General features: G+C 60.5%; 14 protein-coding genes. 9 read left to right on the plus strand and 5 right to left on the minus strand.

Features of this window, described 5'->3' with window-relative positions; genetic code table 11:
- Nucleotides 1-16 precede the first annotated feature (16 nt).
- From ATY79_RS05820 to ATY79_RS05835, 4 genes are all read right to left on the minus strand, one after another.
- Nucleotides 17-799, minus strand: a complete 783-nt coding sequence (locus ATY79_RS05820) for an NAD(P)-dependent oxidoreductase (protein ID WP_088703265.1) — start codon at nucleotides 797-799, stop codon at nucleotides 17-19.
- Between the two features lie 14 nt (nucleotides 800-813).
- Entirely contained in the window at nucleotides 814-1,812 is a 999-nt protein-coding gene (locus tag ATY79_RS05825; protein ID WP_088703266.1) for a threonine/serine dehydratase, read from the minus strand.
- Between the two features lie 11 nt (nucleotides 1,813-1,823).
- Nucleotides 1,824-3,014: an N-methyl-L-tryptophan oxidase gene (gene solA, locus ATY79_RS05830; RefSeq protein WP_245312321.1), complete on the minus strand. Its 1,191-nt coding sequence runs from the start codon at nucleotides 3,012-3,014 to the stop codon at nucleotides 1,824-1,826.
- A gap of 196 nt (nucleotides 3,015-3,210) precedes the next feature.
- Nucleotides 3,211-3,969: a FadR/GntR family transcriptional regulator gene (locus ATY79_RS05835; RefSeq protein ID WP_245312322.1), complete on the minus strand. Its 759-nt coding sequence runs from the start codon at nucleotides 3,967-3,969 to the stop codon at nucleotides 3,211-3,213.
- 301 nt (nucleotides 3,970-4,270) lie between these two features.
- Between ATY79_RS05835 and ATY79_RS05840 the strand changes: the two genes are divergently transcribed.
- The 9 genes from ATY79_RS05840 (at nucleotide 4,271) to ATY79_RS05880 (ending at nucleotide 14,123) form a co-directional block, all read left to right on the plus strand.
- On the plus strand, nucleotides 4,271-6,352 hold the full coding sequence (locus ATY79_RS05840) for a hydantoinase/oxoprolinase family protein (RefSeq protein WP_088703268.1): 2,082 nt from the start codon (nucleotides 4,271-4,273) through the stop codon (nucleotides 6,350-6,352).
- 10 nt (nucleotides 6,353-6,362) lie between these two features.
- Nucleotides 6,363-8,009, plus strand: coding sequence for a hydantoinase B/oxoprolinase family protein (locus ATY79_RS05845; protein ID WP_088703269.1), 1,647 nt, complete (start codon nucleotides 6,363-6,365; stop codon nucleotides 8,007-8,009).
- Between the two features lie 8 nt (nucleotides 8,010-8,017).
- Nucleotides 8,018-9,334 (plus strand): alanine racemase, encoded by a 1,317-nt coding sequence (locus ATY79_RS05850; RefSeq protein WP_088703270.1) that lies wholly within the window; start codon nucleotides 8,018-8,020, stop codon nucleotides 9,332-9,334.
- Nucleotides 9,335-9,359: 25 nt separating this feature from the next.
- Entirely contained in the window at nucleotides 9,360-9,830 is a 471-nt protein-coding gene (locus ATY79_RS05855) for a RidA family protein (RefSeq protein ID WP_088703271.1), read from the plus strand.
- A 48-nt stretch (nucleotides 9,831-9,878) separates the two neighbouring features.
- A complete protein-coding gene (locus tag ATY79_RS05860; RefSeq protein ID WP_088703272.1) occupies nucleotides 9,879-10,547 on the plus strand; it encodes an amino acid ABC transporter permease in 669 nt (222 codons plus the stop codon).
- 10 nt (nucleotides 10,548-10,557) lie between these two features.
- On the plus strand, nucleotides 10,558-11,208 hold the full coding sequence (locus ATY79_RS05865; RefSeq protein WP_088703273.1) for an amino acid ABC transporter permease: 651 nt from the start codon (nucleotides 10,558-10,560) through the stop codon (nucleotides 11,206-11,208).
- Nucleotides 11,209-11,276: 68 nt separating this feature from the next.
- Nucleotides 11,277-12,125, plus strand: a complete 849-nt coding sequence (locus ATY79_RS05870; protein WP_088703274.1) for a transporter substrate-binding domain-containing protein — start codon at nucleotides 11,277-11,279, stop codon at nucleotides 12,123-12,125.
- 38 nt (nucleotides 12,126-12,163) lie between these two features.
- Nucleotides 12,164-12,904 (plus strand): amino acid ABC transporter ATP-binding protein, encoded by a 741-nt coding sequence (locus ATY79_RS05875; RefSeq protein ID WP_088703275.1) that lies wholly within the window; start codon nucleotides 12,164-12,166, stop codon nucleotides 12,902-12,904.
- A 28-nt stretch (nucleotides 12,905-12,932) separates the two neighbouring features.
- On the plus strand, nucleotides 12,933-14,123 hold the full coding sequence (locus tag ATY79_RS05880; RefSeq protein ID WP_088703356.1) for a pyridoxal phosphate-dependent aminotransferase: 1,191 nt from the start codon (nucleotides 12,933-12,935) through the stop codon (nucleotides 14,121-14,123).
- A gap of 328 nt (nucleotides 14,124-14,451) precedes the next feature.
- Here the strand turns inward: ATY79_RS05880 and ATY79_RS05885 are convergent, their stop codons facing one another.
- Nucleotides 14,452-15,171, minus strand: a complete 720-nt coding sequence (locus ATY79_RS05885) for a substrate-binding domain-containing protein (RefSeq protein ID WP_088703276.1) — start codon at nucleotides 15,169-15,171, stop codon at nucleotides 14,452-14,454.
- Nucleotides 15,172-15,196 lie beyond the last annotated feature (25 nt).

Here is a 15,196-nt window from a genome sequence, read left to right on the forward strand (position 1 = left end):
CTTGAAAACCTCGCTGTCACTTCGCGAACATACCGCCCTGCAGGCGGTTCACAATGTCCTCGCGATTCGGATGCGGATCGGCTGCAAAGATCTCGTCCGTGTAGTCGTCGGCGCTGTCCTTCGGATGGTAGCCGAGGTGGGCGGCGAGGCGGTTGTCCCAGAAGGACGCGCGGTTGTTGGAGGCGCCGTAGACGATGGTGTGACCGACGCGCGGTACGGTCAGCGAGCGCTCGACGAGCTGCCACATGTCGTCGAACGAAAGCCAGGTCATTAGGTGTCTGCGCGTGCTGGGCTTGGGTTCCGACGAGCCGATACGCAAGGACACGGTTTCCAGGCCGTGCTTGTCCCAGAAGAGCTGGGCGAGGTTCTCGCCGAACGCCTTGGCAACTCCGTAGTTGGAGTCCGGGCGGGTAGGAACGCTCGCGTCGATCGTCTGCGTCTGGTCGTAGAACCCGATGGCGTGCACCGAACTGGAAAACACGATGCGCTTAACGCCTGCGATGCGGGCGGCTTCGTACAGGCTCTGGAAGCCGATGATGTTTACCCGATGGATTATTTCGTAGTCGGCGTCCTTCGAGATGCCGCCGAAATGCACGATGGCGTCGATGTCGCGGACGAGCTCCTTGGCGGCGTTCAGGTCGCCGAGGTCCGCCTGCACCTGTTCCTCGTTCGGCGCGGCGTCGGTCATCGAAGCAATGTCCGTGGAGCGCAGAAACTTGACCCTAGGGGCGAGGCGCTTGCGTAGCTCGGTTCCGAGCAATCCGGCGGCGCCGGTGAGGAGGATTCGATCGTAGATCATTGGATCACTTTCTTTCAAACGTGGAAAATGTCTTCGCTTGCGCCCCTGAGGGCGCGGGTGAACACTGCTGGGTCGACGTTGCCTCCGGATACGACGACGGCGACCGTCTTGTCCTTGAGTGACTGCGCACGGGCCACCACCGCTGCAAAGGCAGCCGCGCCGCTCGGCTCCGCGACGATATTGAAGCTTTCGAAGAGCAACCGGATGGCCTCAAGGACCCGATCGTCCGAGACGGTCTCGAAAGACGGACGCAGCTCCCGCACCACTTCGAAGGGGAGGGCACCTGGCCGCGGCGACATCAGCCCATCGCAAATCGTGCTACCTCCAGGCTCATAGCCTCTCGGAGCGCCGGCCTCGACTGACTTTGCGAAGTCATCGAAGCCCCGCGGCTCGACGGCCATTACGGCGCAGTCGGGGAAGCGTGTTTTTAGTGCCGCCGCTGTTCCGGCAATCAGTCCCCCGCCGCTAGTCGGAACGGCCAGCAGTTCCGGCTGAATGGACCTTGCCTGCAAGTCCTCAACAATCTCAAGACCAACGGTTCCCTGGCCGGCCACGATGTCAGCATGGTCGAACGGGGGCACTAAGGTCGCGCCACGCGCCACCAGTTGTTCCACCCGTGCCTGCCGGCTCTTAAAGAAGTCGCCGATGAGCTCGACCGTGGCACCCAGTGCCTTGGCACCCTCGACTTTCCGGGCGGGAGCGGACGCTGGCATGATCACCGTCGCCGCAGACCCGCAGACCATCGCTGCATAGGCGAGTCCTTGAGCGTGGTTTCCAGACGAGTAGCCGGCAAAGCTGCTGGTGGGTCCCGCGTCTCGGCGCAACAAAAAGTTCAGCGCCCCGCGCGCTTTGAAGGAGCCAGTCTTCTGAAGGTTCTCGGGCTTGATGAGCAGCCGCAGGCCGAGCTTCGAGTTCAGCCAAGCGCTTTCGAGAAGCGGTGTCCGGACTATGTACTTGCCGATGCGGCCAGCCGCCGCCTCGATATCATGATGGAGTCGCGAGAAATCCTGCATGGCAATGGCCCTTACAGGAAGCGAGCCAAATTGAATGCGGAAAGGTCGATCTTGCTCTCGCCGTCATGGATCACTTCGGCGACCGCCTCGCCAATGCCCAGCGAATGCTTGAAGCCGTGCCCAGAACAAGCAGATACGACGATCACGCGATCCATCTTGGGATGGTTGTCGATAATGAAGCCGTTGTCGGGCGTGTTCGTGTAGAAGCAGGTCGCGTTGTTCACGACGTCGGGCTTCACACCGACCATGTTGGGGCCGACGTGCTTGTTGTAGAAGTCTTGCGACTCCCAGAGCTCGGCCTTCGGACCGATAGTTTCGTGATCGGTGTCGGGCGTGTCCCGGCTCGCTACCATCTTGACGCCCTCGCTTGGATCGGTGACCGGGAAGCCAGTGAAGTAGTCCTCGAGCCGGTCCGTCACGAACCAGATAAAAACAGGCATGTTTTCCGGGCCGAATGGGGTGAAGTCGTCGGCGTCGTACCAGTGGATCGTCTGGCGTGTTACCGTCAGGATCTTGTCAAAAGGAGCGCCGAGCAGACCTCGGGTCCACGCGCCGGCTGCGACCACCGCCCGATTGGCATGGATGGTGCCTTTATTTGTGTGCACGATCACCTTGCCATCGATCTGCTCGATCTTCTCGACGATCGTATCGGTCATGGTTTGTGCGCCGGCCGCGACGGCACCCTCTATCTGCGCCTCGATGAGCGCTTCCGGCAACATATAGCCGGCGTTGGGCTCCAGGTATCCGCGGTCCGTATCTCGGAAACTACGGAATTGAGGATAGCGTGCGCGCAACTCGTCCGCGTTCATGATCTCGTGCTCGATGCCGAACTGCTCGGCCATTGCGATGCTGCTGGCAAGGAAGTCCTCTGCACCGTGCAGTGGGGTCGCGCCGGTCATCGGTGAACCCACGATCAGGGTCCCCGACTTCACTAGGAAGGTCTTGTCGAATTCCTTTTCGAGATCCGCGATAATCTGATGCGAGCGCACGGCAAGCGGAACATAGGCTGGACCCTCTCCCACGGCTTCGCGGGTCACCCGCGTACCGCCGTGGCTGGAGCCTTTCGCATGCGGCGGCACGAAACGGTCTATGCCAAGAACGCGCTCGCCGTGCTTTGCGAGTTGGTAGAGCGCTGCGGCTCCCATCGCGCCGAGACCAATGACGACGACATCAGTTTCGATAAGAGATTCAGTAGAGGACATAGCCGTGCTTCCGATCATGCTTGGCCGGCCGAACGCCGGGGCGCTTGCAGACAACACGGACGCCCGATCCATCGGGCTCTAGCGAGGGCCGCCTGCTGGAGGTTGGCGACCGCGCTACCGGCCGCATCCTGATAGGAGCGACGCCGAGCAACTGCCGTCAAATTGTGATCCTATCACCCGGCAAAGAGATCATATCTTATGTGGTATCGTCAAGCGCGTTATCTGGTTTTTCTGCATTTTTTCCTGCCTGGACCATCAGGCCCCTATACCGCATCTGGCTCCGCCCGAGGTGCTTCTTCATGGCCTCGCGCGCTGCTTCGACGTTCTGATGGGCGATTGCCTCGCAGATTTCCTGGTGTTCACCGACCGATTTCTCGAGGTACTGATGAGTAATGAGCGTTCCACGCTTTGCGCCTTCCAAGGCCCGCCGGGGAAGGATGGAAAGACCCAGGCGGTCGAAGAACTCTTGGAATGCTTCGTTGTTCGTCGCTTCGGAGATCGAGCGATGGAAGGCCCAGTCCGCCTCCTCTGTCGGCTGGTTGTCGGCGAGGGCGGCACGGAATCGATCCGCCGCCTCCCAGATCTTCGCCTCTTGAGCCCACGATCGACGAGCCGCTGCAAGGCCGGCTGCGTGCACCTCCACCGCCATGCGGAGCTCGAGAATGTCGAGCATGGATGCAGAAAAATGAAGGATTCCAGTTGGTTGCTGACCATTTGTATCCGGTTCGACCTTCTGGGAGACAAACACACCCACGCCGTGTTTTGCCTCGAGTAGTCCGTCTGCGCGAAGAGCCGCGACCGCCTCGCGGATGACCGTCCTGCTAACGCCGAACTCGAGTGCCAGCGCCTTTTCGGTGGGAAGCTTGTCCCCGATCTTCGTAGAGTCGTCGAGGATCCTCTCACGGAGGGCCTGCTCAGTCTTCAGGGTCAGCGTGTTCTTCTTCGTTGTGGTCAAGTGAGTGTCTCCAGCCCAAACGTCAGTGATCATATCTTATCGCATACATGTTTGCCTGTTCGCCACCTGGATGTCCATAACGAAGTTGAAACCCCGGATTTCAAGGCATTTTTCGTGTCCCGGCGTGGCGGTCTGTCCACATAATGCAGGATCTCTTAAACTAACTATTGACAAGAGATCATATCTCTATCAGGGTAAGGTACGATCTTAGCCGCCAAGCCGGCTTATGCCGCATGTCGATAACAGGGAACGGGCGGCAAGACGTGAAACACAACGGGTTCCCAAGATAGGGCTTAGATAGATGGACAACCAAAAGGCCAGAATCGGCGTGGACATCGGCGGCACGTTCACCGATGTGGCGATGGAGTACCAAGGCAAGATCTACTCCACCAAGGTGCTCACGAACTATACGGCGCCGGAGGCCGCCATCATCGAGGGTGTATCGTCCGTGCTGCGTGACGCTTCACTGCCATTCTCGGAAGTTGGCACTATCATCCACGGGACCACGCTCGCCACGAATTCTCTTATCGAGCGTCGCGGGGCGAAGACCGCTTTCATCACGACCCGCGGCTTCCGTGATGTGATCGAGATGCGCACGGAGAACCGTTTCGAGCTCTATGATCTGAATATCGTGCTGCCGCCGGCACTAATTCCGCGCCGCGACCGTTTCGTCGTCGACGAACGCGTGGGGGCTGATGGCGAAGTGCTGAAGGCACTGGATCCGGCCGAGATCTCTGCCCTTGCTGCAACCATCAAGGAGGGTGGCTACGAGAGCGTCGCGATCGGCTTGATGCACTCCTACGTCAACGACGTTCATGAAAAGAAGGTCCGCGAGATCCTCGAAGCCGAGATACCCGGCGTTTCGATTTCGATCTCCAGCGAGGTCTCGCCGCAAATGCGCGAGTTCCAGCGCTTCAACACCGTCTGCGCGAACGCCTACGTGAAGCCGCTGATGGCGTCCTACCTCAATCGCCTCGTAGACAAGCTACGTGCTGAGGGTGCCCGCTGCCCCGTTTTCATGATCCATTCAGGTGGAGGTATCATCACGGTCGAAAGCGCAGCCGAATTTCCCGTGCGTCTCCTCGAGTCTGGGCCTGCAGGAGGCGCCATCTTCGCGGCCGAGTTTGCCAAGCGATATGGCCTCGGTCGCGTTCTTTCCTATGACATGGGCGGGACGACCGCGAAGATCTGCCTCATCGACGACGCCACTCCCAAGACTGCAAAGACGTTTGAGGTGGCGCGCACCTACCGCTTCAAGAAGGGTAGCGGCATGCCCATCTCGATTCCGGTCATCGAAATGATTGAGATCGGCGCCGGCGGTGGCTCGATTGCTTCCGTTGACGGGATGAAACAAATCAGGGTCGGTCCCCATAGTGCTGCTTCGGAGCCAGGTCCCGCCTGCTACGGCCGAGGCGGCGACAAGCCAACGGTGACCGATGCCGACCTGCTTCTCGGGCGCCTCGACGGCGACAATTTCGCTGGCGGTTCCATCAAGCTCCGCGCCGACAATTCCAAGACCGCCTTCGCCGAGCAGGTGAGTGCGAAGCTCGACATCGACGAGAACGCCGCCGCATTTGGTGTCTGCGAAGTCGTCGACGAGAGCATGGCGAACGCGGCGCGTATGCACGCTGTTGAAAACGGCAAGGAACTCGCCGAATACAGCATGATCGCATTCGGCGGCGCTGCTCCCCTGCATGCATCTCGTCTTTGCGAGAAGTTGGGAATGAAGGAATTGCTCATTCCCCCGGGAGCAGGCGTGGGCTCCGCGATCGGCTTCCTTCGCGCGCCTATCGCGTTCGAGTCTGTGCGTAGCGCCTACATCCGCTTCGCCCGTTTCGAGGCGTCCAAAGTCAACGCCGTCCTGAAGGAATTGCAGGAAGAGGCAAAGCGCTTCGTTCATGCGGCCGACCCGGACGCAAAGGTCGAAATGGAATGCACTGCCTACGTCCGCTACGTCGGGCAGGGCTGGGAAATCCCGGTCGTCGTCGACATCAAGGACTACTCCGACGCCGACGGCGCGTCACTCCGCCAGCAGTTCGAAGACTCCTACGCGGCCTACTTTGGCAGAGCTATCGACGGTCTCGACGCTGAGATCATCAGTTGGTCCCTACGCGCCAGCTCCCCCGTCCACGAGGCGCAGCCAGTTCGTCGGGCCGCGAAGTCGCAGCCCGCAAAGGTCCCTTCGACCCGCGAAATGTTCGACGCCCGCGCAGGCAAGTACCTCTCTTCCGGAATCGTCGAGCGCAATTCCCTGGAGGTCGGGCAATACGTCTCCGGACCAGCCGCCATCGTCGAGCGCGAAACCACCACGATAATCTCGTCGTCCTATGAAGCGATCATGCAGCCCGACGGCTGCCTGCTTGTGACTGCAAAGAACGCATAAGGAAAAGGCCATGACACAGAAACGCGATGCAATCGCCGAGATGCGGCTCCAGATCATGTGGAACCGCCTGATTTCCGTGGTCGAGGAGCAGGCCCTGACGCTTGTGCGGACGGCCTTCAGCACCAGCGTCCGCGAGGCGGGCGACTTGTCGGCTGGCGTGTTCAACATCGCCGGCGAGATGGTCGCCCAAGCCGTCACGGGAACGCCGGGGCACGTGAATGCCATGGGCGAGGCGGTCGGCCACTTCATCAATACAATTGGTCGCGAGAACATCTTCGAAGGCGACGTCTACATCACCAACGATCCCTGGAAGGGAACCGGGCACCTTCACGACTTCACCGTCGTCAGCCCGTCCTTCAACAGGGGACGGCTTATCGGGTTCTTTGCGTGCACGGCCCACGTCGTCGACGTCGGCGGTCGAGGCTTCGGACCGGACGCAGGCGAGGTCTATGAAGAGGGCATCTTCATTCCGATCATGAAGTTCGCCGAGCGCGGCGCGGTTAATCGCGACCTGATCAACATCGTGCGCAACAACGTCCGCGAAGCCGACCAGGTCGTGGGTGACTTGTACTCGCTCGCTGCCTGCAACGAAATCGGCCACAAGCGTCTCATCGAAATGCTCGCCGAGTTTGACATCGACGATATCGAGGACCTTGCGAAGTTCATCTTCAATCACTCGTATCAGGCGACTGTCGATCGTATCGCCGAACTGCCCGCGGGCGTGTATCGCAACTCTATGCGGGTCGACGGCTACGGGTCGCCGATCGACATGGTGGTGAAGCTCGAGGTCAAGAAGGACGAGATCATCGCCGACTTCGACGGGACCTCGCCACCGAGCTCGCTCGGCATCAATGTCCCACTGATCTACACGACCGCCTATGCGGCCTACGGGTTGAAGTGCTCGCTGGCGCCGGAGATTCCGAACAACGCCGCTTCGCTGAAGCCGTTCAAGATCGTCGCTCCTGAAAATTGCATCCTGAACGCACAGCGGCCGGCTCCGGTCGCGGTTCGACACGTGCTGGGTCACTTCGTCCCGGACACCGTGCTCGGCGCCGTTCACAAAATGCTCCCGGACACAGTGCCCGCAGAAGGCGCGGGCGCTCTCTGGAACATCCATCTCAGCGCTCGTCCCTCGCAGGGTCGAGTCGCCAACGGCCTGGATCTGCATCGGACAGAGATCCTGATGTTCAATTCCGGCGGCAGTGGCGCGCGTCCGACGCTCGACGGACTCAACGCTACGGCCTTCCCAAGCGGCGTCCACAGCATGTCGGTCGAAGCGACCGAACACGTCGGTCCGATCATCGTCTGGCGCAAGGAACTGCGGAATGGTTCGGGCGGCGAGGGGCGCCAGCGTGGCGGTCTCGGCCAAGTGGTCGAAATTGCCCCGACTGACGGTCACGAGTTCTTCTTCAACGCCATGTTCGACCGCGTCGAGAATGCTGCACGTGGCCGTGAGGGCGGCCAGGACGGCGTCGCCGGACGGGCGTATCTTAACGACGGAACGGCTTTGAAGGCAAAGGGTCGCCAGTTTGTCCCGGAAGGCAAGAGGCTGGTCATCGAGCTCCCAGGCGGCGGCGGCTACGGCAAGCCTGCAGAACGCCCGCAGGAAGCTGTGGAGCGCGACCGTCTCGACCAGTACGTGGTTTCGGAAAAGTAGGCGCTTCGATGAGCACGATCGAGAAAATCGCTGCGGAAATAGGGGTCTTCGACCTCACGCCGGGACTGCGTGGCATCCCGGCGGGCTACGCACCCGCCAGTTCCTCCGACATTGCGCAGGAACGCTGGCATCCGGCTGGAGGAGACATGAACCTCCCGCTGCTTTCGCTCGATCTACAAACCTACGAAGACAACAAGCGGACAATGTTCCGGGTATGCCGGGACTTCGCTTGCGAGATCGCTCCCCACGTCAAGACACCGATGTCGCCGGTGCTGGCCCGCGACCTGGTGGCCAGCGGCGCCTGGGGGGTGTCCGTGGCGGACATCCGTCAGGCCGACGTGATGCTCAGTCATGGACTCGGCCGAATTCTGATCGCCAACGAGATCGGCGGAAAGTCCGCAGTCTTTCGTCTGGCGCGAGTCCTTCGTAAGTTTGCCGACGCTGAAGTCCACATGTTCGTGGACTCTCCGGATGTCGTCTCGGCCCTTGCGGAGGTCTGGTCCGCCGACGACCAACTTCCCCCGCTGAACCTTCTTGTCGAGATCGGGTGCGGGCGTGGCGGGGTCGCAACTCAGGACGAGGCAATGCACCTCGTTCGGTCCCTCGGGGGCAGCAATTCAAGCCGGATCCGGCTTGCAGGCATCGCGGCGTATGAGGGAACCGCCAACCGCCCGGACGAGGACGAACTCCTTGCCAATCTCGATGATCTGTTTCGCCGCGTCTCGCTGGCATGGCGGGCGACTCGGGCGGAGGTGGGACCTGATCGTCCGCTCGTCCTCTCGATGGGCGGCTCCAGCCTCTTCGATTACGTTATCGACCGGTGTCGTCCGATGCTTGAGGGCGACGCTAACGCAACGTTGCTGCTCCGAAGCGGAGCATGCTTCTTCAGCGACCACGGTCCTATTCACTCCAGACTTGAGGCCATGGCGGAGCGCCGTCTACTCGGCGAAGACACAAGCCTTTTGATCAAGGGATCGTTCCAACCTGCCCTCCGGATCTGGGCGGAAGTCTTGTCATCCAATGGCCCCCATGACGTCGTCTGCGGGTTCGGTCTCCGCGACGTCGCCCACGATCAAGGACTCCCGGTTGCCGTCGCCGTATGGCGAAACGGGCAGCGCTTTGCCGACCTCGACAGCTCTTCAGTCGTTTCGAAGCTCAACGATCAGCATGCGTTCGTCCACGTTCCGTCTATCGAGCTTCGCGTGGGCGACGTCGTCGAGTGCGGCGTCAAGCACCCCTGCACGACGATTGACAAGCATGACGTGATCTTCGGCCTCGACGAGTTGGGCCAGGTGAAGGTCGCCCTACGCACGTATTTCGGCTGAAACGCCAAACCTACAGGAACTGAAAATGACAAAGTCCGTACACGACCGCCTCGCAGAACTCGGCATCGTCCTGCCCTCCGTAACGGCACCGACGGCCACCTACATCCCGACCAAGGCTTTCGGGTCGACCCTCTATGTTTCCGGCCAAGTTCCGAAGGTCGACGGACAGATGAAGTTCGTCGGGAAGGTGGGAGAGACGATCTCTGCCGAGGAAGCTAAGGAGGGCGCGCGGGTGTGTGCGATGAACATCGTCGCGCAACTCTATGCGGCACTCGACGGCAACCTCGACCGGATTGCGGGCTGCTCGCGCGTGCGTGGCTTCGTCAACGCGGCTCCCGACTTCGGCGGGCACGCCGCAGTAATCAACGGGGCGTCGGATCTCATCGTCGAGATCTTCGGCGAGAAGGGACGTCATACTCGAACGGCGATCGGTGTGGGCTCGCTCCCGCACGGCGTCGCCGTGGAGGTCGATGCCGATTTCGAGATCGCAGACTGAAAATGCGGTGGCGTAAGGGGAACCAAATAGAACAAGACGGACGCGAACATGGGATATGAATTTGACTTCTCTGCAGTGTGGGACGCTTGGCCCATCCTGCTCGACGGCACCTTGAAGGCCTTGTATTACACGGCTGTCTCCAGTGCCTTGGCGCTCGTCCTTGGGATCATCGTAATGGTGATGCGGAGAAGCAGCGTGGCTCCGGTTCGCATAAGCGCGAAGGTGTTCATCGAGGTCATTCGTAATACGCCGTTTCTCGTCCAGTTGTTCTTCATCTTTTTCGGGCTTCCGTCGCTCGGCTTGAAGTTCTCGGTCTCAGCCGCTGCGATCACCGCCTTGACGGTGAATACGGCCGCCTACATCGCCGAGGTCCTCCGAGGCGGGGTCGACGGCCTGCCGCATGGGCAGATCGAGGCTGGCAAGGCCCTCGGGTTGAACCGCCGTCAGATATTCTTCGACATCGTTCTGAAGCCGTCCATCCGTGCTGTTTATCCGGGTCTTTCCGCGCAGTTCGTGCTCCTCATGCTGACGTCGAGCGTGGTCGCCTCGATCTCCGCGCCGGAGCTGACCTATTCCGCTCAGATGATTGAATCGCAGTCGTTCAGAAGCTTCGAAGTCTACTTCGTGGTCACCGGGATCTACCTGGCCCTGTCGGTGTGTATCTCCTCGCTCCTCCGGCTGTTCGGCCGGTTCTACTTCTCCTATCCGACTAAGTGAGGCGCCGGCCATGGTCAGAGAAATCTCCGTAAACGACCTTTGGATGCTCCTCGAAGGATTGAAGTGGACCATACTGCTTTCCGGCATCGCATTCGTAGGCGGCGGCCTCATGGGCGTCCTCATCGCACTGATGCGCACAAGCACCATCAAGCCGCTGAGATGGCTTGCGTATCTCTACATTGAAGTGTTCCAAGGCACGCCGCTCCTGATGCAGCTCTTCGTCTTCTACTACGGGGTTTCGCTTGTGGGCCTCGACGTCAGCGCCTGGGTGGCGGCTGCGATCGGTCTTACGGCACACAGCAGTGCGTTTCTCGGAGAGATCTGGCGGGGAGGCATCGAAGCGGTTCCTCTCGGTCAGACCGAGGCTGCGCGAGCCCTCGGACTGCCGTACCGGAACCGCATGGCGGACGTTATCCTGCCGCAGGCCTTCAAGATCTCGCTTCCCGCGACCATCGGCTTTCTCGTCGGTCTCGTCAAAGGAACGTCGCTGGTTGCGATCATCGGGTTCACCGAACTGACGCGCGCCGGACAGGTCATATCCAACAACACCTTCCAGCCACTGATCGTTTTCGGGATCGTCGGAGCAATCTACTTTGCTCTGTGCTGGCCGCTCTCCCTTCTGAGTGGTCGTCTCGAAAAGAAGATGGCGTTCGGAAGGTAGCGAAATCAGTGACATCGGCACGCTGATGAACAACGAATTGCCGAGTAAACCAAAAGAGGTGAACGCAGATGTTTAACACAAAAAGCGCAATGGGACGTCGCACCTTCCTCGCACTCAGCAGCATTGCCCTCGCCGTCGCCTTTACCGGTGCGGCCCAGGTACGGCAGGCTGGCGCGGCAACGCTCGAGGAAATCAAGAAGAAGGGCACGATCACGTTCGGTATCGTCACCGACCAACCGCCCTTCAGCTTCATCAACGCCAGCGGCGAGAACGAAGGCTACGACATCGATCTGAGCAAGCTGATGGCGAAGGAGCTCGGCGTCGAAGTCGCCTATGTTCCGATCACCAGCGCGAACCGGATTCCACAGCTCATGACTGGCAAGGTCGACATGCTGATTTGTGTCATGGGCGTCTATCCTGACCGCGCAAAAGTCGTGCAGTACGTCGCTCCATACGCCGAGATCAATGCTGCGATCTACGGACCGAAGGAAGGTGGCGTGACGAAGGTCGAGGAGCTCTCCGGCCATTCGATCGCCGTCGAGAAGGGTAGCTCGATGGACAAGGCGGTGACCGATGCCGCTCCGAAGGACGCAACCGTGCAGCGTTTCGACGACGCGTCGTCGGCGGTGCAGGCGCTTCTCTCCGGCCAGGTCGAATACCTCGGCAGCTACAGCCACCAGTTCGGTGGCGTCGATAAGGCGGCTCCGGGCAAGTACGCACAGAAGATCGTTCTGTCGACGGAGTATGAAGGTATTGCCGTGAGCCCGAAGTCGGAAGAACTCGGAAAGTGGGCGGGTGAGTTCATGTCCAAGCACAAGAAGGACGGGACGCTCAGCGAGCTGTACCAGAAGTACTTCGGCACCCCGTTCCCGGATATGCCGGCATCGATGGACGGCATAACGTTCACGATGAACTAAGACTGAAACAGGTTCATACCACGGAAGGACTATCGCCGATGGCTGAGAAAACGATCAAGATGGTGGACGTCGACAAGTGGTATGGACCTCTTCACGTTCTTAAGAAAGTCAACCTCGAGGTGTCGACAGGCGAGCACATCGTGCTGTGCGGCCCCTCGGGGTCTGGCAAGTCGACCCTAATCCGATGCATCAACTATCTGGAGGAGACCCAGGGCGGACAGATCTCTGTGAACGGCGTTGAGCTCGGATCTAAGGGAAGCAACGCCGACCACATCCGCCGCGATGTCGGCATGGTCTTCCAGCACTTCAACTTGTTTCCGCACAAGACGGTCCTGGAAAACTGCATGCTCGCGCCGAAGCGTGTCAAGAAGGTCAGCGACAAGGAGGCGCGCGAGACGGCGATGCGCTACCTAGAGCGTGTCCGGATCGCCGAGCAGGCGAACAAGTATCCGGCGCAGTTATCCGGCGGCCAGCAGCAGCGCGTTGCCATCGCGAGAGCCCTGTGCATGGGGCCGAAGATCATGCTGTTCGATGAGCCGACATCGGCTCTCGATCCGGAGATGGTCAAGGAAGTGCTGGATACGATGATATCCCTTGCCCAAGACGGCATCACCATGATCTGCGTGACGCATGAAATGGGGTTCGCTCGGGCCGTGGCGCATCGTGTCATTTTCATGGATGGCGGTCAGATCATCGAGAGCGCTCCGCCGGACGAATTCTTCTCGAACCCGCAGACCGCCCGTGCAAAGACGTTCCTGGGGCAGATCCTAAACCACTAGGAACACACATAAGCGAATGGATGTGCAGATGATCGGCGCTCGCTCGACCTATAATCCGAAGCCGGCTGGACTGAGCGAGCGCGCGATGCAGACGCCGACGAGCGGAATCGGCGAGATAGTCGCGTACGCGCGCGGTCGGGAAAATCTGCTTCCGCTGTGGATCGGCGAGGGCGACCTCCCGACGCCGGGGTTCGTAAACCGAGCCGCTTCGGATGCGCTGCTGGCGGGAGAGACTTTCTATACCTGGACGCAGGGAATTCCCGAGCTCCGGGACGCGATCACCCGCTACTACGAGCGAGTCTTCTCGGCCCGGATGTCGCGCGAAAACATCTTCGTCACCGGATCCGGCATGCAGGCGATTGTCCTGGCCGTGAACGCCACGACTTCGCCGGGCGACGAGATCGTCTACCTCTCTCCCGCCTGGCCCAACGTCGTTGCCGCAATGGGTGTGTCCGGGGCGAAGGGCGTGCCGATGACGCTGGATTTCGGGGATGGCCGCTGGTCTCTCGACGTTGGCAGGCTCGAGGCGTCCATCACGCCACGCACGAAGGCGCTGTTCGTCAATACGCCTTCGAACCCAACGGGTTGGACCGCGACTTCGGACGATCTGAGGCAACTCTGCGACATCGCCCGGAGGCATGGACTATGGATCATCGCCGACGAAATCTATGCGCAGTACTATTACCCAGCGCGGCGTGCGCCGTCCTTTCTGGACGTAATGACGGACGAGGACTCCATCATCTTCGCCAACTCGTTCTCGAAGAACTGGTCGATGACAGGCTGGCGCGTGGGGTGGGTCGCTGTTCCGCGCGCCGTCGGGCAGACCAGTCAGAACCTCATCCAGTACTCGACCTCAGGTGTAGCACAGTTCATGCAGAAGGGCGCGCTCGCCGCTATCGACCATGGGGACGACGTAGTGCAGCAGAACGTGGAGCGGGCGCGAACGTCACGGGACATCCTGTGCGAAGCGCTTCTAGCCACCAACCGGGTCGAGACTCTGAAGCCTGATGGCGGCCTTTACGCGTTCTTGAAGATCGATGGCGTGGCGGACAGCCGCGAGGCGGCGCGGCGCATTGTCGACGCCACGGGAGTAGGGCTCGCTCCCGGAAGTGCGTTCGGACCAGGCGGTCAGGCTTTTTTGAGGGCTTGCTTCCTGCGAGATCCCTCGCAGATCGCGGATGCCGCCGAGCGCCTCTCGTACTACATACGAGGCATGTAAGCGTCGGCCCTCTCCGACGGCTCCGATCCATTTAGACCGTCTGTTGTCCCGTCCGGCTGGATGCGGCAATAGAGTTGCGTTCAGTCCCGGACTGGATTGCCGCGCAGGTAAGAAGAGCTGCACGAGCCTGCATCCACCCTGTCCCCGCCCAGGCACACCAAAGTTGAAGCGATGCCGGACGCATTGGTCGTGGCGGCGACGCGGACGTTGCTTAGATAATACCATAAGACGCGTGGCTCGACCGACGAGGAGTAGACCATGCAGAGATTGCATAAATCGTAGCTTCATCGTCGGAGGTGATGTCGAAGCCCATCGCGGCGGGGACCTCCTACTGACGACGGCCGGACGAGCGGCGGACGATGAGTTCCGGCTGGACGTATATGTCCTTCCGGATACGGCGGCCGCCGAGCTGCTCGGCAACACACTTCACCGCTTCTTTGGCGCTGATTTCGAGCGGCTGGCGCACAGATGTAATCGACGGCGTCAGCAGTTCGCTGACGCTGATCCCATCGATACCTACAACGGACATACGATCCAGAACCGAAACTTGAAGATCCTTAAGTGCCTCGACAGCTCCGAGAGCGGTCATATCGTTGAAGGTCACGATCGCCGTAGTCTCCGGATAACTCTCCATGATCGTCGCGACGGCGCGCCGACCAAGCTCGGCAAGTTCCTTGCCAGAGAATTGGGGGCGCTCAGAAGGCTCAGGCGGCATCACGATGTGGCATTGCGTAAGTCCGTTGGCGGCGGCAGCCTCAAGAAACCCCTCGGATTTGGACCGTCGGCTGTAGGTCGTCGACTGGCCATCCGCAATATAAGAGATGCATTGATGGCCGAGGCCGGCAAGATGGTCCACGGCGACACGTATGGACTTGCGGTGATCAATCGAAACGAAGTCCACAGACGGCGGAAGGTCATCGGACTGCTTCTCGTCGACGGCGACGACGGGCCGGCCCTGGCTGGCCACGACGGCTGGCTGACCTACGGCAGCGGCACCACGCAGGGGATGCTGTCGCAGTCGTCCGTAGAGATTGTCGAACAGCAGCAACCCCTCATCATCGAGAAGCTCGAAC

The sequence above is a fragment of the Rhizobium sp. R693 genome, from assembly GCF_002211315.1.
Taxonomy (GTDB): domain Bacteria; phylum Pseudomonadota; class Alphaproteobacteria; order Rhizobiales; family Rhizobiaceae; genus Rhizobium.